Source organism: Pseudomonas kribbensis (assembly GCF_003352185.1).
GTDB classification, from domain to species: Bacteria; Pseudomonadota; Gammaproteobacteria; order Pseudomonadales; family Pseudomonadaceae; genus Aquipseudomonas; species Aquipseudomonas kribbensis.
In genome coordinates, this window is record NZ_CP029608.1 from 62,557 (window position 1) to 79,791 (window position 17,235).

Sequence of the window (17,235 nt, forward strand, 5' to 3'; positions counted from 1 at the left end):
CGGCTAAGGGTTAAGAGTTATGGACCGGGTTTACTTCCGCTCATCCAGAGGATGATGGCCTGGTAATCCTCGGCACTGCAGTCCATGCACAAACCACGCGGCGGCATCGCCTTGAAACCCTGGGTTACGTGTTGCACCAGCGTCTCCATACCTTTCGCCAACCTCGGCGTCCAAGCTTCCTGATCGCCTCTTCTGGGCGCCATGGGTAGTTGGCCGGAATGACAGGCACCACAAACACGGTTGTACACGGCTTCCGGATCCTGTGTAGCCTGTGCGCTGTAAAGCGGCATCAGAACTCCGGCAGCCAGCAGCCATTTCGTCATAAAACGACCTTTTCAGGGTTGAGAGCGATCTGCGTTCTGTTGCGCAATCAAAGTCTGTCGCTCTCGTGTACTTCATCCTTCGCTGGGACAAAGCACACACAAAATCTGCGGCATTATATACTGGCGTCACTGAAACGGAAGCGACACCGCGTTCCGCGCCCAATCCCGGCGCCGCCCACATCGGAAATCCCATGCAACTCAAGAATCCCATCCTCGGCCTGTGCCAACAGTCCACGTTCATGCTCAGTGCCGCCAAAGTCGATCAGTGCCCCGACGACGAAGGCTTCGAAGTGGCGTTCGCCGGTCGTTCCAACGCCGGTAAATCCAGTGCGCTGAACACCCTGACTCACGCCAGTCTGGCGCGCACCTCGAAAACCCCGGGTCGCACACAGCTGTTGAACTTCTTCAAGCTAGACGATGAACGGCGTCTGGTCGACCTGCCGGGCTACGGTTATGCAAAAGTCCCGATCCCGCTCAAGCAACACTGGCAGCGTCACCTCGAGGCTTACCTCGGTGGCCGCGAGAGTTTGAAGGGGCTGATTCTGATGATGGACATCCGTCATCCAATGACCGACTTCGACCTGCTGATGCTCGACTGGGCCGTTGCGGCCGGCATGCCGATGCACATTCTGCTGACCAAGGCCGACAAGCTGACCTACGGCGCAGCCAAGAACACGCTGCTCAAGGTGCAGTCGGAAATCCGCAAGGGGTGGGGCGATCTGGTGACGATCCAGCTGTTCTCCGCACCAAAACGCATGGGCCTGGAAGAGGCCTACACCAAGCTGGCGGGCTGGATGGAGCTGGCAGACAAAGGCGCAGAAGCGGCGACCGAATAATCGGAATATGGAAAATTGGCTGTAGTGCGGTCAGGCAAGGCAAAAGTGTTAGTAAAACGGCCGGGGTCGCGCTCGACTTTAGGGGACCTAAATGAGCATTTTTAGTAACGCTTTTAACGCAGCATGACCGCGCTACAGCCGATTTTTGGGCAAAAAAAGCCCCGGACTTCATATGGGGAGGGAGAAGTTCCGGGGTTCAAGTTCCGAACCGCTAGGGCGGGGTTCAGATATCTGCCAACACTTAACACAACATAGGAGCATCGAAGGGCTTCACCAGCCATTCAGTACCTCTGAGTATCAGCCTGCAAGATTAGTTCAGAATTTTCTAGAAAAGGTTTGGAATAAATTCCAGAACCTTTAGGACTAAGTGCCTGCAAAGGGCTCTGCTGCGGCGTTATGCCCCGGCAGAGCCGGCCTCTGACCGATCAGTGGGCCTCGTCCCAGTTGTTGCCAACCCCGACTTCCACCAGCAACGGCACATCCAGCTTCGCCGCTTCACTCATGTGGACGCGAATTTCGTCGCGAACCTGATCCACCAGATCCTCGCGAACCTCCAGCACCAGTTCGTCGTGCACCTGCAGGATGACTTTGGCGTCCAGACCCGAAGCGCTCAGCCAGTTGTCCACCGCCACCATGGCTTTCTTGATGATGTCCGCTGCGGTGCCCTGCATCGGTGCGTTGATCGCCGTGCGTTCGGCAGCTGCGCGCTCCTGCGGCTTGTTGGAGTTGATGTCCGGCAGATACAGACGACGGCCGAAGATTGTTTCCACGAAGCCTTGATCCGCCGCCTGCGCACGGGTGCGATCCATGTATTCGCGAACGCCCGGGTAGCGTGCGAAGTAGGTATCGATGTAGGCCTTGGCGGTCTTGGTGTCGACGCCGATGTCCTTGCCCAGCTTCTGCGCGCCCATGCCGTAGATCAGGCCGAAGTTGATCGCCTTGGCGCCACGGCGCTGGTCGGACGTCACTTCGTTCAGCTCGACCTTGAACACTTCGGCGGCAGTTGCGGTGTGCACGTCCAGATTGTTGCGGAAGGCGTTCATCAGGCCTTCGTCGCGGGACAGGTGCGCCATGATCCGCAATTCGATCTGCGAGTAGTCCGCCGCCAGCAGTTTGTAGCCTTTCGGCGCGACAAAGGCCTGACGGATGCGCCGGCCTTCGGCGGTGCGCACCGGGATGTTCTGCAGGTTCGGATCGCTTGAGGACAAGCGACCGGTCGATGCCACAGCCTGATGATACGAGGTGTGGATACGCCCGGTGCGCGGGTTGATCTGCTCCGGCAGGCGATCGGTGTAGGTGCTTTTCAGCTTGCTCATGGAACGGTGTTCCATCAGCACTTTTGGCAGGCGGTGATCGTCTTCGGCCAGTTTTGCCAGCACTTCTTCGGCAGTGGACGGCTGACCCTTGGCGGTCTTTTTCAGCACCGGCAGGCCGAGTTTTTCGTAGAGAATCACACCCAGTTGCTTCGGCGAGCCGAGGTTGAATTCTTCACCGGCGATCTCGAAGGCTTCACGCTCCAGCGCGACCATCTTGTCGCCCAGCTCGATGCTCTGAACGCCCAGCAGCGCGGCATCGACGAATGCACCCTGACGCTCGATGCGGGCCAGCACCGGCACCAGCGGGATCTCGATGTCGGTCAGCACGCTGGCCAGGCTCGGGATGGCGCTGAGTTTTTCGAACAGTGTCTGGTGCAGGCGCAGGGTCACGTCGGCATCTTCGGCGGCGTATGGGCCGGCCTGTTCCAGCGCGATCTGGTCGAAGGTCAGCTGTTTGGCGCCTTTGCCGGCGATGTCCTGGAAGCTCACGGTAGTGTGATCCAGGTACTTCTGCGCCAGGCTGTCCATGTCGTGACGGGTGGCGGTGGAGTTGAGCACGTAGGACTCAAGCATCGTGTCGAAGGCGATGCCGCGCACGGTGATGCCTTCGTTCTGGTCGCCGCCGATGGCGCAGTTGGCCAGGATGTTCATGTCGAACTTGGCGTGCTGGCCGACCTTGAGCTTGTTCGGGTCTTCGAGGATTGGCTTGAGCGCGCGCAACACGGTGTCGCGATCCAGCTGCTCCGGCACACCGATGTAGGAGTGGGTCAGCGGGATGTAGGCCGCTTCGTTGGCCTGCACCGCGAAAGACAGACCGACCAGTTGCGCCTGTTGCGCGTCGACGCCGGTGGTTTCGGTGTCGAAGGCGAACAGCTTGGCGTTCTTCAGTTTTTCCAGCCAGACATCGAAACGGGCCTGATCGAGGATGGTTTCGTACGCGGCCTCGGCCGGAGCGACCGGTGCTTCTTCCGCAGGTGCGCTGAACAGGTCGACGACCGGCTCAGGCGCGGCGGCGCTGCTCAGCTCCAGACGTTTGGCATCCCGTTCCAGATCGTTGATCCAGCTCTTGAACTCCAGCAGGGTGTAAAGCTCAAGCAGCTTGGCCGGATCTTCCGGGCCCATTTGCAGGTCGTCGAGGCCGATGTCCAGCGGTACGTCGACCTTGATGGTCGCCAGTTGATAGGAGAGGAACGCCATCTCCTTGTGCTCTTCAAGCTTGGCCGGCAGGGTCTTGGCGCCGCGAATCGGCAGGGTCGGCACGATGTCGAGCTGCGCGTAGAGCTCGGTCAGGCCGCCGTTGACGCCGACCAACAGGCCGGACGCGGTTTTCGGCCCGATGCCGGGAACACCGGGGATGTTGTCGGAAGAATCGCCCATCAGGGCCAGATAATCGATGATCTGCTCCGGAGCGACGCCGAATTTCTCCTTCACGCCCTCCACGTCCATCGAGCTACCGGACATGGTGTTGACCAAGGTAATGTGCCCGTCGACCAGTTGCGCCATGTCCTTGTCGCCGGTGGAGATGATCACCGGACGATTGGCGGCCGCGCTGCTGCGGGCCAGGGTGCCGATCACGTCATCGGCCTCGACGCCTTCGACGCACAGCAGCGGAAAACCGAGGGCTTTCACGCTCTGGTGCAGCGGCTCGATCTGCAGGCGCATGTCGTCGGGCATGCTCGGGCGGTTGGCCTTGTATTCGGCGTACATCTCATCGCGAAATGTCCCGCCCTTGGCGTCGAACACCACGGCGAACGGGCTGTCCGGATACTGCTTGCGCAAGCTCTTGAGCATGTTCAGCACGCCTTTGACCGCACCGGTCGGCAGGCCTTTGGACGTGGTCAGCGGTGGCAGCGCGTGAAAGGCGCGGTACAGGTAAGACGAACCGTCCACCAGGACGAGGGGGGCTTGGCTCATGAGCAGGATCAACCTTTTCGGCGGGTCCGGCGCTAGAATAGCGGGACCGTTGACGACAAAGGGACAAGGTTATCATGCGTACGTTAAATCGCTTGCTGCTGGTCAGTCTGATTGCTGTCTCACCCTTGCCTGCGATCGCGGCGGATGATGCGCCGTCAGCGGAGCCGGAAGTCACCATCCGCACCGAGGGTGACAAAACCATCCAGGAGTACCGGCAGAACGGTTTCCTGTACGCGATCAAGGTGACCAAGAAGGGTTTCCCGCCCTATTTTCTGGTGCGTGCGGACGGTACTGATGCAAACTTCATCCGCTCGGACCAGCCGGATATGCTGATCCCCGCGTGGAAAATTTTCGAGTGGAAGTAGTTTCTTAATTTCAACCGGCGCCGGCTCGATGGCGGCGCCAGAACTGAGCAGTTTTTAACCATGTCTGTGTTCACCCCCCTGGCTCGGCCCGAGCTGGAAACCTTTCTCGCCCCTTACGGGCTCGGCCGTCTGCTCGATTTCCAGGGGATCGCCGCCGGCAGCGAAAACACCAACTTCTTCATCAGCATGGAAAAGGGCGAGTTCGTCCTGACCCTGGTCGAGCGCGGCCCGGTGCAGGAAATGCCGTTTTTCATCGACCTGCTCGATGTCCTCCACGAAGCCGACCTGCCGGTGCCTTACGCACTGCGCACCACTGATGGCGTGGCCCTGCGCGAGCTGAAAGGCAAACCGGCGCTGTTGCAGCCGCGCCTCGCCGGCAAGCACATCAAACAGGCCAACGCCCAGCATTGCGCGCAGGTCGGTGACTTGCAGGCGCACCTGCACCTGGCGACCCAGGGCGACAGCATGATCAAGCGCAAGACCGATCGTGGCCTGGACTGGATGCTGGAAGAGGGTACACAGTTTCTTTCGCACCTGAGCGACGAGCCGCGTGCGCTGCTGCAGAAGGCGCTGGACGAAATCACCCAACAGAAAGAGAAAATTCTCGCGCTGCCGCGGGCGAACATCCACGCCGACCTGTTCCGCGACAACGCCATGTTCGAAGGCACGCACCTGACCGGGCTGATCGACTTCTACAACGCCTGCTCCGGGCCGATGCTCTACGATGTGGCGATTGCCTTGAACGACTGGTGTTCGGACGATGACGGCCTGATCGACGGCCCACGTGCGCGGGCCTTCCTGGGTGCCTATGCGGCACTGCGTCCGTTTACGGCAGCCGAGGCCGAATTGTGGCCAACCATGCTGCGCGTGGCGTGCGTGCGGTTCTGGCTGTCGCGGTTGATCGCGGCGGAATCGTTCGCCGGGCAGGACGTGCTGATTCACGATCCGAAAGAGTTCGAGCAGCGGCTGGCGCAGCGTCAGCAGGTCAGCACACCGCTACCTTTCGCCCTGTAAAAGAAAAAAACCGCAGCCTGTGCAGGCTGCGGTTTTTTGTATCAGAGCGACTCCAGGCAACCCGCCAGATCATTCCCCAGCTTCTCCAGCACCTGCTCATAACCTTGAGCCGTCGCCGGCGTGTACCCGCCCAACGCATCCAGTTCCGCCAGTTTCACCGGCAGGCCAGCCACCAGGGTTTCGGCCAGACGTGGGCGCAATGGCGGCTCACTGAACACGCACGTCTTGCCTACTTGCTGCAAACGCGCGCGCATTGCCGCGACATGCTGAGCGCCCGGCTGCACTTCCGCCGCCACGCTGAATACACCGGTGTGTTTCAGGCCGTAGGCATCTTCGAAGTAGTCGAAGGCTTCGTGGAAGACGAAGTAGGGTTTGCCTTCAACGCTGGCCAGACGTTTCTTCAAACGCTGATCCAGCGCATCCAGACGCTCATCGAACGCCTTGGCGTTGCTCTGATAGCGCTCGGCATTGGCCGGGTCGGCAGCGCTCAGGTCAGCGGCCATTTTGTCGGCAATCACCCGCGCGTTTACCGGCGATAGCCACAAATGCGCGTCGAGAGTGCCGGGGCGGTGATCGTGATCATGCTCGTCGGCGTCTTCGGCGTGGGAGTGGCTGTCTTCGGCGAAGCGGCGCAACTTCATGCCCGGCAGGTCCTGCACGGCGACGCTTGGCAGCGTACGACCGTTCAGCACGCGAGGCAGGAAACCTTCCATGTCCGGGCCGATCCAGTACAGCAGGTCCACCGATTGCACCTTGCGTACGTCGGAAGGGCGCAGCGCGTAGTTATGCGGCGAAGCCCCCGGCGGCAGCAACACTTCCGGAATCGCCACGCCGTCCTGCACCGCAGCGGCAATCAATTGCAGCGGCTTGATGCTGGTGAGGACTCTGACTTCGGCCTGAGCCGAACCGATCAGCAGAAAACTGGCGACAAAGGCCACAAAAACAGAAAAAAGTCGGGACACGATGACCACTCAAGGAGGCGAGAACGGGTAACATAATAACGTCTCTAACCAAACTCGTCGCCGCTCATGCCTATTACCCCGATTGCCAGCCGTCCCCACGACCACTCTCATTGCGTCCACAGCGCCCTGTCCGAGGCCGATGCCTTGTGTGCACAGAAAGGCCTGCGCCTGACCGCATTGCGTCGGCGGGTGCTGGAACTGGTCTGGCAGAGCCACAAGCCGCTGGGTGCCTACGACATCCTCGCCGTGCTCAGCGAGCAGGACGGCCGCCGCGCCGCGCCGCCGACCGTATACCGGGCGCTGGATTTCCTCCTGGAAAACGGTCTGGTACACCGCATTTCCTCGCTGAACGCCTTTGTCGGCTGCGTTCATCCGAAGCATTCGCACCAGGGCCAGTTCCTGATCTGCCGCGAATGCCACGCCGCCATCGAACTCGAGCAAAAAACCATCAGCGACGCGATCGTCCACAGCGCCAAGGACGTCGGCTTCATCGTCGAGGCCCAGACCGTCGAAGTGGTCGGCCTCTGCTCCGGTTGCCGGGGGGCTTGATGAGCGATGCGTTGATCCGTCTGGAGCAGGTGGCTGTCCGGTTTGCCGGGCAGAACGTGCTGGACAACATTCACCTGAGCGTCGAGCCGGGGCAGATCGTCACCCTGATCGGCCCCAACGGCGCCGGCAAGACCACGCTGGTACGCGCTGTGCTCGGGCTGCTGAAACCCGACAGCGGCAGCGTCTGGCGCAAGCCGAAACTGCGCGTCGGTTACATGCCGCAAAAGCTCCACGTCGATCCGACCCTGCCGCTGTCCGTCCTGCGCTTCCTGCGGCTGGTGCCGGGCGTTGACCGCCCGCGCGCGCTGGCGGCTCTCAAGGAGGTCGGCGCCGAGCATGTCATCGACAGCCCGGTGCAAAGCGTTTCCGGCGGTGAAATGCAGCGCGTTTTGCTGGCCCGGGCGCTGTTGCGCGAGCCGGAACTGCTGGTGCTCGACGAGCCGGTGCAAGGTGTCGATGTCGCCGGGCAAGCCGAGCTGTACAGCCTGATCACCCGGCTGCGCGACCGCCACGGTTGCGGCGTGCTGATGGTGTCCCACGACCTGCATCTGGTGATGAGCACCACGGATCAGGTGGTGTGCCTCAACCGTCATGTCTGCTGCTCCGGGCATCCCGAGCAGGTCAGTGGCGACCCCGCTTTCGTCGAGCTGTTCGGCAACCACGCGCCGAGCCTCGCGGTCTATCACCACCATCACGACCACGCCCACGACCTGCACGGTTCGGTGGTCAAGGGGCCTGTAAAAGGCCAACCTCACGTTCACGGAGATAGCTGCAAGCATGGCTGATTTTCTGTTCTACGCCCTGCTTGCAGGTCTGGCGCTGGCGGTGGTCGCGGGGCCGCTGGGCTCGTTCGTGGTCTGGCGGCGCATGGCCTATTTCGGCGACACGCTGTCCCACGCCGCACTGCTCGGCGTGGCGCTGGGTTTTCTGCTGGATGTCAGCCCGACCGTCGCGGTCACCGTGGGCTGTCTGCTGCTGGCGGTGCTGCTGGTCACCCTGCAACAGCGCCAGCCGCTGGCGTCCGACACGTTGCTGGGCATTCTTGCGCCGAGCACGCTCTCTCTCGGCCTGGTGGTACTAAGCTTCATGCATGAAGTGCGGATCGACCTGATGGCCTATCTGTTTGGCGATCTGCTGGCAATCAGCCCGACTGACCTTGCCTGGATCCTCGGCGGCAGCGCGGCGGTGCTGGTGTTGCTGGTGACGCTGTGGCGGCCGCTGCTGGCGATCACCGTGCACGAAGAACTGGCCCGGGTCGAAGGCCTGCCGGTGGCCGGATTGCGCATGGCGCTGATGCTGCTGATCGCGGTGGTGATCGCCGTGGCGATGAAAATCGTCGGTGTATTGCTGATTACGTCGCTGTTGATCATCCCGGCGGCTGCGGCACAACGTCACGCCCGTTCGCCGGAGCAGATGGCGCTGGGCGCGAGCCTGCTGGGCATGCTCGCCGTGTGTGGCGGGCTGGCGCTGTCCTGGTTCAAGGACACCCCGGCCGGCCCGTCAATCGTTGTGACGGCGGCCGCACTGTTTCTGCTGAGTTTTGTTCTGCCCCGTCGAGGGGTGTAGACTTGCTCGTTTTTTGCGCAAATAGAGAGTCGCAGGAATGAAGCCGTTCGCCTCCCGTTATCTGCTCCTTGTCGCATTTTCAGTGCTGCTGGGCGCCTGCCAAAGCACGCCGCCGGTGGCCGAAGCCCCCGATGCGCGGGCCACGGCCATCGCACAGCTGGAGCAAAGCCTGGCCAGCAGCGAACTGGCCACTGCCGAAGACCAGTTGGCAGCCTTGCAGGCCGAAACGCCCAATGATCAGTCCCTTGAGCAGTACCAGCGCCAGTTGGCCGAAGCCTATCTGCGCCGCAGTCAGATCGTCCTGCAGAAGGGCGATGTGAATGCTGCCGCAACCGCTCTGGCCCGGGCTCGCGCGCTGATGCCCAAGGCTCCGGCGCTGACCGGTGGCGTCAACGGCGCAATCACCGAAGCGCGCAAGGCTGAGCTGGAAAAAGCCGAAGCAGCGCTCCTGGCCGCCGAGGCCAAGCCGAAAGCCAAGGTGATCGACCCGACCGCCGAGAGCACCACGGTTGCGTTGAATATCAACGATAGCCGCAAACTTCGCCGTCAACTCGATGCGATCGCCGCCGATGTGGTGAATTATGACTGTGCGGTGAGCATTCAGGCGCCGCGTACCAATGATTACCCTTGGCTGGCGACGCTGATCACCAAGCGCGTGAAGAAGCTCGATCCGGATTTCGATCTGCAGATCGAGAAGCAGATTCTGCGCACAGTTCCGGCACAGATGGTTCTGAGCCCGCGCAAACCTTGAATTAACCGCAGCCTGCTGATCGCAGGCTGCGGTTTTTTTCAGGCCGGAATTGCCTTGGCCTTCGCCTCCCGATCCCAGACCCGATGTTGCCCGATCGCCGCAAAGAACGGCTTGGTCAGCGCTTTCATATCTTTGCCTTCGATCAATCCGGCATCCGCCTCCAGCTTCAGCACGTCCAGCAGCTGTTTGGCCTCGCCTTGCAGGGCAATTGCCTTCAGGTGCTTGTACGCCTCCAGCAGGTAATGCAGCGCCACACCATCACCGCTCAACGCCTTGACCGACGCCGCGCCGCCCGGCACGAACACCGCGTCGAACGCTATTGAAGGCAAGCCCTCCATCGACGCATCCACCGCAAGGCTCTTGCCATCGGCGGTCTTCACCGGTGCCGAAGTCGGGCCGAGCAGTTTGGCGTGCGCGCCTTCTGCCGCCAGAGCCTTCTTCATTGCATCAATCGCGGCACCATCGACGCCATTGGCTGCCAGAATCGCCACTTTTCGCGTCTTGATGTTCTCCGGCAACAGGTTGGCCTGACTGAGTGCCGGTGAGTGATCCAGTGATGTCTTGCGCACCTCGACTGTCCCTTTGGCTGGCGCCGGCAACCCAAGGTTGTGTGCCACGCGCCTGGCCAGTTCCAGATCGATGTTGGCCAGAATCTCGTTCACTTCCCGGGCCCGAATGTGCTCGCGCTCGACCTTGCCCAGTTCGAAGCTGTAAGCCGAGATGATGTGTTCCTGCTCGTGCTTGCTCATGCTCTTGAAGAACAGTCGCGCCTGGGAAAAGTGATCGCTGAACGACTCGCTGCGCTGACGGATCTTGTTGGCGTCGATGCGCTCCGCATAGCTCTCGAACCCGCCGTCCTGCGCGGCTGGCGGGGTTTCTTTTGGCCAGCCACCATCAATGGAGTTGGGTTCGTAAGACGCACGGCCCTTGTCGATCACCGTACGGTGCTGGGCATCGCGCTGGCCATTGTGGAAAGGCGCCACCGGACGATTGATCGGTAGCTCATGAAAGTTCGGCCCGCCGAGTCGGCTGATCTGCGTGTCGGTGTAGGAAAACAGCCGACCTTGCAGCAGCGGGTCATTGGAGAAATCGATGCCCGGCACGATATGGCCGGGGCAGAACGCGACCTGCTCAGTTTCGGCGAAGAAATTGTCCGGGTTGCGGTTGAGGGTCATCTTGCCCAGCGGCGTGATCGGGACGATTTCCTCGGGAATCAGTTTGGTCGGGTCGAGGATGTCGAAATCGAAGTCGTGCTCGTTTTCCTCCTCGATGATTTGTACGCCAAGTTCCCATTCCGGGTAGTCCCCGGTCTCGATGGCCTCCCAGAGATCGCGCCGATGGTAGTCGGTGTCTTTACCGGCCAGCTTCTGCGCTTCGTCCCACACCAGCGAACAAGTGCCGGCGGTGGGGCGCCAATGGAATTTGACGAAGCGTGATTTGCCCTCGGCGTTGATCAGCCGGAAGGTGTGCACGCCGAAACCCTGCATGCTGCGCAGGCTTTTCGGGATGGCCCGGTCGGACATGGCCCAGATGACCATGTGTGCTGACTCCGGCACCAGCGACACAAAGTCCCAGAAGGTGTCATGAGCCGAGCCGCCGGTAGGCATTTCATTATGCGGTTCGGGTTTTACCGCGTGGACGAAGTCGGGAAACTTGATCGCGTCCTGGATGAAGAACACCGGCATGTTGTTGCCGACCAGGTCGAAGTTGCCTTCGTCGGTGAAGAACTTCACGGCAAAACCACGCACATCACGCACGGTATCGCCGGAGCCCCGTGGCCCTTGCACCGTGGAAAAACGGACGAACACGGGTGTTTTCTTTCCCGGATCCCGCAGGAAACCGGCCTTGGTCAACGCCGAATGATTCTCGTAGGTCTGAAAGAAACCATGGGCCCCGGTACCGCGGGCATGGACGATGCGCTCGGGAATCCGCTCATGGTCAAAGTGCGTGATTTTCTCACGCATGATGAAGTCTTCCAGCAGCGACGGCCCCCGCGGCCCGGCCTTGAGGGTGTTCTGGTTGTCCGCGACCTTCACGCCCTGATTGGTGCGCAGGGCCTGGCCGGTGGCGTCGGAACGGAATTTTTCCAGGCTGTCGAGTTTGGCGTTGGTATTGGCGCGATCCGGGGTATCGGTGCCGGCCAGTTGGCTTTTGTCTGTGGCAGGTTTTTTCGTACTCATCAGTCGTGAACTCCTGTCTGCCCCGGCGTTGCGCCGGGGCGCTTGAGTGGTTCCCGGGCGCGGCACCCAGGGTTTTCAAGTCGCTTACCTAGTGACTGACGAGGGTTTTGGGCGTTCCTTTTTTATGACCTTTGATCCTGTTATTGCCAAATCGAAGGTTAATTGCGAAATAAATGCTAAGAACCTCTATACGGACAGGCTAAAATGCGCGCCCGGCTAACCGCTGATCCTTTTCCAACGCGCCCCACAAGGTTCGCTACGTGATCGAGTTTCAAAACGTCCATAAGACTTACCGCGTCGCCGGTAAGGACATCACCGCGCTGCATCCGACCAGTCTCTCCATCGAGAACGGTCAGGTGTTCGGCCTGATTGGCCATTCCGGCGCGGGAAAAAGTACCCTGCTGCGTCTGATCAATCGCCTGGAAGATTCCAGCGGCGGCAAGATCATTGTCGACGGCGAAGAAGTCACCGCGCTGGACGCCAACGGCCTGCGCCGTTTCCGTCAGCAGGTCGGGATGATCTTCCAGCACTTCAATCTGCTGGCGTCCAAGACCGTGGCCGACAACGTCGCGCTGCCGCTGACCCTGGCCGGTGAACTGTCCCGCGCCGAGATCGACCAGCGTGTGGCCGAATTGCTGGCGCGGGTCGGGCTGTCCGATCACGCGAAGAAGTACCCGGCGCAGTTGTCCGGTGGCCAGAAGCAACGCGTCGGCATCGCCCGCGCCCTGGCGACCAAGCCGAAAATCCTGCTGTGCGACGAAGCCACCAGCGCCCTCGACCCGCAGACCACCGCTTCGGTGCTGCAACTGCTGGCCGAAATCAACCGCGAGCTGAAACTGACCATCGTGCTGATCACCCACGAGATGGATGTGATCCGCCGTGTCTGTGATCAGGTGGCGGTGATGGACGCCGGCGTGATCGTCGAACAGGGTTCGGTGGCCGAGGTGTTCCTGCATCCGAAGCACCCGACCACCAAGCGTTTTGTGCAGGAAGACGAGCAGATCGACGAAAGCGAGCAGCGCGATGACTTCGCTCACGTGCCGGGCCGCATCGTGCGTCTGACCTTCCAGGGCGAAGCGACCTACGCGCCGCTGCTGGGTACCGTCGCCCGGGAAACCGGCGTGGACTACAGCATCCTGGCCGGTCGTATCGACCGCATTAAAGACATTCCTTACGGGCAATTGACCCTCGCCGTCACCGGTGGCGACATGGAAGCGGCCTTTGCCCGCTTCACCGCCGCTGACGTTCACATGGAGGTGTTGCGCTAATGGCAGACCTGATGAGTTTCTTCACCAATATCGACTGGTACGAAATCTGGCTGGCCACCGGCGACACCATGATGATGCTCGGCGGTTCGCTGCTGTTCACCGTGTTGCTCGGCCTGCCGCTGGGCGTGCTGCTGTTCCTGTGCAGCCCGCGTCAGTTGCTTGAAGCAAAAGGCGTATATGCGCTGCTGTCGCTGGTGGTGAACATCCTGCGTTCGTTGCCGTTCATCATTCTGTTGATCGTGATGATCCCGTTCACCGTGCTGATCACCGGCACCTCGCTGGGTGTGGCCGGTGCGATTCCACCGCTGGTGGTAGGTGCGACGCCGTTCTTCGCGCGTCTGGTGGAAACCGCCCTGCGTGAAGTGGATCGCGGCATCATCGAAGCGACCCAGTCCATGGGCGCGACCACTCGCCAGATCATCATGAATGCCTTGCTGCCGGAGGCCCGTCCGGGCATCTTCGCAGCGATTACGGTGACGGCGATTACACTGGTTTCCTACACGGCGATGGCCGGTGTGGTCGGCGCCGGTGGTCTGGGTGACCTGGCTATCCGTTTCGGTTACCAGCGTTTCCAGACCGACGTGATGATCGTCACCGTGGTGTTGCTGCTGATTCTGGTGCAAGTGCTGCAAATGGTCGGCGACCGACTGGTCGTGCATTTCTCGCGCAAATAACCCGGTTTGGTAATCAAAAAATGAGCCGGCCATTCGCTGGCAGGTGCCACACGGGCACCTCAAAAGGAGTTAGCTGAATGAAAAAACTGATCGCTGCTTTCGCTGCCGTAGCCGCTTTTTCGGCTCACGCTGAAACCCTGACCGTTGCTGCCACCCCGGTGCCGCACGCAGAAATCCTCGAATTCGTGAAGCCGGCACTGGCCAAAGAAGGCGTGGATCTGAAGGTCAAGGTCTTCACCGATTACATCCAGCCGAACGTGCAGGTGGCCGAAAAGCGTCTGGACGCCAACTTCTTCCAGCACCAGCCTTACCTCGATGAGTTCAACAAGGCCAAGGGCACCAGCCTGGTCGCCGTGACCGGTGTGCACCTGGAGCCGCTGGGCGCCTACTCGAGCAAGATCAAGAAAATCGAAGACCTGCCAGGCGGCGCCAACGTGGTGATCCCGAACGACGCCACCAACGGCGGCCGTGCGCTGTTGCTGCTGGACAAGGCGGGCGTGATCAAGCTGAAGGATTCGAAAAACATCCTGTCCACCGTCAAGGACATCGCCGAAAACCCGAAAGACCTGAAGATCCGTGAACTGGAAGCCGCGACCATCCCGCGCGTGCTGACCCAGGTCGACCTGGCGCTTATCAACACCAACTACGCGCTGGAAGCCAAGCTGGATCCGTCCAAGGACGCGCTGGTCATCGAAGGCAACGATTCGCCGTACGTGAACATCCTGGTGTCCCGCGCGGACAACAAGGACAGCGACGCCATGAAGAAACTGGCTGAAGCCCTGCACAGCCCGGAAGTGAAGAAATTCATTACCGAGAAGTACAAAGGTGCGGTGTTGCCGGCGTTCTGATCCCGGCTTACAGGCATAAAAAAACCGCAGCTCAGGCTGCGGTTTTTTTTTGGTCCGGGTTTTTACTTGCGGTTCAGCATCACCGGCAACTGCGCCACCAGCTTGGCATTGTTCAACGGCGCCCGAATAAACCCGCGCTGCGTCCCATCCGGCCCGATCACTGCCAGATTCCCACTGTGATCAACGGTGTAATTCGGCTTGCTGGTATCCGCCGGAATGAACGGAATGCTCACCGCGTTGGCGACCTTCTGCAGCTCCTCGATCGACTTCGGCGTCAGGCCGATGAACTGCGGATCGAAGTAGCCCAGGTACTGCTTCAACTGCGCAGGGTTGTCGCGGTTCGGGTCGACGCTGACCAGCACGATCTGCAATTTATCCACCGCATCTTTCGGCAGCTCGCTCTTGATCTGGCGCAGCTGGGCGAGGGTGGTCGGGCAGATGTCCGGGCAGAAGGTGTAGCCGAAGAACAGCAGGCTCCACTTGCCCTTGAGCTCGTTGACCGTGACCGGTTGGCCGTCCTGATTGGTCATCGTCACGTCCGGCAGGTTGCGGCTCTGTGGCAGCAGGATGATGCCGGCGTCGATCAGCGCGGTCGGGTCGCCCTGGCCCTTGCCGCTCAGCACTTTGTTGACGGTCAGGCCGAGGATCAGCGCGATCACGGCCACGAGGATGAAGACGGTTTTCTGGGTTCGAGTCATAGGTTCAACAGTAAGTAGTGGTCTACGAGCAGGGCGATGAACAGCAGAAACAAGTACCAGATAGAGTACTTGAAGGTGTTGATCGCCGCGTGCGGCCGAGTGCCACGGTACAGCACCACGGCCCATTGCAGAAACCTGGCGCCCAGGCCGAGGGCGCAGATCAGGTACAGCGCGCCGCTCATGTGGATCACGTACGGCAACAGGCTGACCGCCAGCAGGGCGAAGGTGTACAGCAGAATATGCACCTTGGTGTAGTGCTCGCCGTGGGTGACCGGCAGCATCGGGATGTCGGCCTTGGCGTATTCCTCCTTGCGGTGGATCGCCAGCGCCCAGAAGTGCGGTGGGGTCCAGGCGAAGATGATCAGCACCAGCAGCAACGGTTCGGCACCGATATGGCCGGTGGCGGCGGTCCAGCCGAGCAGCGGCGGTGCGGCGCCGGCGAGGCCGCCGATGACGATGTTCTGCGGCGTCGCGCGTTTGAGGAAACCGGTGTAGATCACCGCGTAGCCGAGCAGCGAGGCCAGGGTCAGCCAAGCGGTCAGCGGATTGGTGAAAGTCAGCAGCAAGGCCTGACCAAGCAGCGCCAGCACCAGCGCAAAGGTCAGTGCCGCCGTGGGCGAAACCCGACCCTCGGCCAGCGGCCGTTTGTGGGTGCGTGCCATGACGGCATCGATGCGCCGGTCCACCACATGATTGACCGCCGCCGCACCTCCGGCACACAGCGCGATTCCCAGGTTGCCGAACACCAGCACCGTCCACGGCACGCCGGCGCGGGTCGCGAGGAACATGCCGACCAGCGAGGTGATGAGCATCAGCACCACGACTTTCGGTTTGGTCAGCTCCAGGTAATCACGCCACAACGCCTGTGCGTGACGCTCGCCGATCAGAATCGCCATGGCGTCTCTCCTTTTAGGGTGATGGGCGCCGCCGAGGGTTTACGCGGGCTCAGGCGCCAGCGCGCGAGCATCGGCTGCTTGACCCGGACCAGACTGGTTCGCGCGTGATAGTTGACCAGCACCATGGTCAGCAGCAGGGCTGCGCCGCCGGCGTTGTGCGCCACGGCCACCGGCAGCGGCAGATGAAACAGCACGTTGCTGATACCGAGGGTGATCTGTGCGCCGAGAGCAACCAGCACCAGCCCGGCCAGTCGGGTCATGCCCACCCCTTTCAGTTGCCACGCCAGACAGAGCAGGACAATCGTCACCAGCAGGGCGCCGATACGGTGGGTCAGGTGAATCGCCGTGCGTGCGTCGCTGTCGAGTTGCCCGCCGAGGTAATTGGGGCCGATGTGCTGGGTCAGGTGAAAGCCATTGGCGAAATCCGCCGGCGGCAGCCATTGGCCGTGGCAGGTCGGGAAGTCGATGCAGGCCACCGCCGCATAGTTGGAACTGACCCAGCCACCGAGGGCGATCTGGCCGATCACCAGCAACAAACCGGCGGTGGCCCAATATTGCAGACGCTTGGGCACGGTCAGCGCCGGCAGCACGCCGGACAGTCTCAGCGTCAGCAGAAACAGCAGGCTCAAGGTCGCGAAGCCACCGAGCAAATGCCCGGTCACCACTTGCGGCCAGAGCTTGAGCGTCACCGTCCACATGCCGAACGCCGCCTGGGCAAACACCACCGCCAGCAGAAACAGCGGCAGTTTCAGCGGTTGCCCCGGATGACGGCGGTTGACCCACGCGCGACCGGCCAGAATCGATATCAACATGCCGAGGGTGCCGGCGAAGTAGCGGTGGATCATCTCGTTCCAGCCTTTGTGCGCCTCCACCGGCGAGTCGGGGTAATGCAGTTCGGCATGGGCCAGTTGGGCTTCGCTTTTCGGCACGCTGATGAATCCGTAGCAGCCCGGCCAGTCAGGGCAGCCAAGGCCGGCGTGAGTCAGGCGGGTGTAGGCGCCGAGCAGCACCACGATCAGCGCCAGCAGGGTGGCAAACAGCGCGAGGCGAAATCCAGGTTTGGCCATGACGATGC

At 61.4% G+C, this 17,235-nt stretch carries 17 protein-coding genes; 10 read left to right on the forward strand and 7 right to left on the reverse strand.

Annotated features, from left to right (window positions below; genetic code table 11):
• Positions 1-17: 17 nt before the first annotated feature.
• Complete coding sequence (locus DLD99_RS00295) at positions 18-323, reverse strand: c-type cytochrome (protein WP_085713044.1); 306 nt, start codon at positions 321-323, stop codon at positions 18-20.
• Between the two features lie 191 nt (positions 324-514).
• On the opposite strand from DLD99_RS00295, the gene yihA reads away from it, so the two are divergent.
• Positions 515-1,159 (forward strand): ribosome biogenesis GTP-binding protein YihA/YsxC, encoded by a 645-nt coding sequence (gene yihA, locus DLD99_RS00300; protein WP_085733858.1) that lies wholly within the window; start codon positions 515-517, stop codon positions 1,157-1,159.
• A gap of 425 nt (positions 1,160-1,584) precedes the next feature.
• Here the strand turns inward: yihA and polA are convergent, their stop codons facing one another.
• Positions 1,585-4,389, reverse strand: a complete 2,805-nt coding sequence (gene polA, locus DLD99_RS00305; protein ID WP_114880886.1) for a DNA polymerase I — start codon at positions 4,387-4,389, stop codon at positions 1,585-1,587.
• Positions 4,390-4,463: 74 nt separating this feature from the next.
• Between polA and DLD99_RS00310 the strand changes: the two genes are divergently transcribed.
• Both DLD99_RS00310 and DLD99_RS00315 read left to right on the forward strand, forming a co-directional pair.
• Positions 4,464-4,754 carry a DUF2782 domain-containing protein gene (locus tag DLD99_RS00310; protein WP_114880887.1) on the forward strand — a complete coding sequence of 97 codons (291 nt, stop codon included), beginning with the start codon at positions 4,464-4,466 and terminating at the stop codon, positions 4,752-4,754.
• 60 nt (positions 4,755-4,814) lie between these two features.
• Positions 4,815-5,768 (forward strand): homoserine kinase, encoded by a 954-nt coding sequence (locus DLD99_RS00315; RefSeq protein ID WP_114880888.1) that lies wholly within the window; start codon positions 4,815-4,817, stop codon positions 5,766-5,768.
• A 41-nt stretch (positions 5,769-5,809) separates the two neighbouring features.
• Here the strand turns inward: DLD99_RS00315 and DLD99_RS00320 are convergent, their stop codons facing one another.
• Complete coding sequence (locus DLD99_RS00320) at positions 5,810-6,739, reverse strand: zinc ABC transporter substrate-binding protein ZnuA (protein WP_114880889.1); 930 nt, start codon at positions 6,737-6,739, stop codon at positions 5,810-5,812.
• Positions 6,740-6,796: 57 nt separating this feature from the next.
• Between DLD99_RS00320 and zur the strand changes: the two genes are divergently transcribed.
• From zur to DLD99_RS00340, 4 genes are read left to right on the forward strand one after another with little or no spacing between them, the layout of a single operon-like run.
• Positions 6,797-7,279, forward strand: coding sequence for a zinc uptake transcriptional repressor Zur (gene zur / locus DLD99_RS00325; protein WP_011331783.1), 483 nt, complete (start codon positions 6,797-6,799; stop codon positions 7,277-7,279).
• Positions 7,279-8,064 (forward strand): zinc ABC transporter ATP-binding protein ZnuC, encoded by a 786-nt coding sequence (gene znuC, locus DLD99_RS00330; RefSeq protein WP_065260667.1) that lies wholly within the window; start codon positions 7,279-7,281, stop codon positions 8,062-8,064. The genes zur and znuC overlap by 1 nt, the downstream gene beginning before the upstream one ends.
• Entirely contained in the window at positions 8,057-8,845 is a 789-nt protein-coding gene (znuB, locus tag DLD99_RS00335; RefSeq protein WP_065260666.1) for a zinc ABC transporter permease subunit ZnuB, read from the forward strand. The genes znuC and znuB overlap by 8 nt, the downstream gene beginning before the upstream one ends.
• Positions 8,846-8,882: 37 nt before the next feature.
• Positions 8,883-9,596, forward strand: coding sequence for a PA5502 family lipoprotein (locus DLD99_RS00340; protein ID WP_114880890.1), 714 nt, complete (start codon positions 8,883-8,885; stop codon positions 9,594-9,596).
• A gap of 38 nt (positions 9,597-9,634) precedes the next feature.
• On the opposite strand, the gene katE is transcribed toward DLD99_RS00340, so the two are convergent.
• On the reverse strand, positions 9,635-11,776 hold the full coding sequence (gene katE, locus DLD99_RS00345; RefSeq protein WP_114880891.1) for a catalase HPII: 2,142 nt from the start codon (positions 11,774-11,776) through the stop codon (positions 9,635-9,637).
• Between the two features lie 260 nt (positions 11,777-12,036).
• On the opposite strand from katE, the gene DLD99_RS00350 reads away from it, so the two are divergent.
• From DLD99_RS00350 to DLD99_RS00360, 3 genes are all read left to right on the forward strand, one after another.
• Positions 12,037-13,044: a methionine ABC transporter ATP-binding protein gene (locus DLD99_RS00350; protein ID WP_085713036.1), complete on the forward strand. Its 1,008-nt coding sequence runs from the start codon at positions 12,037-12,039 to the stop codon at positions 13,042-13,044.
• The gene (locus DLD99_RS00355; RefSeq protein WP_065260662.1) at positions 13,044-13,718 is read left to right on the forward strand and encodes a methionine ABC transporter permease; all 675 of its coding nucleotides are present in this window, start codon (positions 13,044-13,046) and stop codon (positions 13,716-13,718) included. Before DLD99_RS00350 ends, DLD99_RS00355 begins: the two co-directional genes overlap by 1 nt.
• A gap of 77 nt (positions 13,719-13,795) precedes the next feature.
• The gene (locus DLD99_RS00360) at positions 13,796-14,566 is read left to right on the forward strand and encodes a MetQ/NlpA family ABC transporter substrate-binding protein (RefSeq protein ID WP_114880892.1); all 771 of its coding nucleotides are present in this window, start codon (positions 13,796-13,798) and stop codon (positions 14,564-14,566) included.
• Positions 14,567-14,628: 62 nt separating this feature from the next.
• On the opposite strand, the gene DLD99_RS00365 is transcribed toward DLD99_RS00360, so the two are convergent.
• From DLD99_RS00365 to DLD99_RS00375, 3 genes are read right to left on the reverse strand one after another with little or no spacing between them, the layout of a single operon-like run.
• Positions 14,629-15,264, reverse strand: coding sequence for an SCO family protein (locus DLD99_RS00365; RefSeq protein ID WP_085733848.1), 636 nt, complete (start codon positions 15,262-15,264; stop codon positions 14,629-14,631).
• Positions 15,261-16,160 carry a heme o synthase gene (gene cyoE, locus DLD99_RS00370; protein ID WP_085713033.1) on the reverse strand — a complete coding sequence of 300 codons (900 nt, stop codon included), beginning with the start codon at positions 16,158-16,160 and terminating at the stop codon, positions 15,261-15,263. The genes DLD99_RS00365 and cyoE overlap by 4 nt, the downstream gene beginning before the upstream one ends.
• Positions 16,148-17,227: a COX15/CtaA family protein gene (locus tag DLD99_RS00375; RefSeq protein ID WP_114880893.1), complete on the reverse strand. Its 1,080-nt coding sequence runs from the start codon at positions 17,225-17,227 to the stop codon at positions 16,148-16,150. Before DLD99_RS00375 ends, cyoE begins: the two co-directional genes overlap by 13 nt.
• Positions 17,228-17,235: the final 8 nt, after the last annotated feature.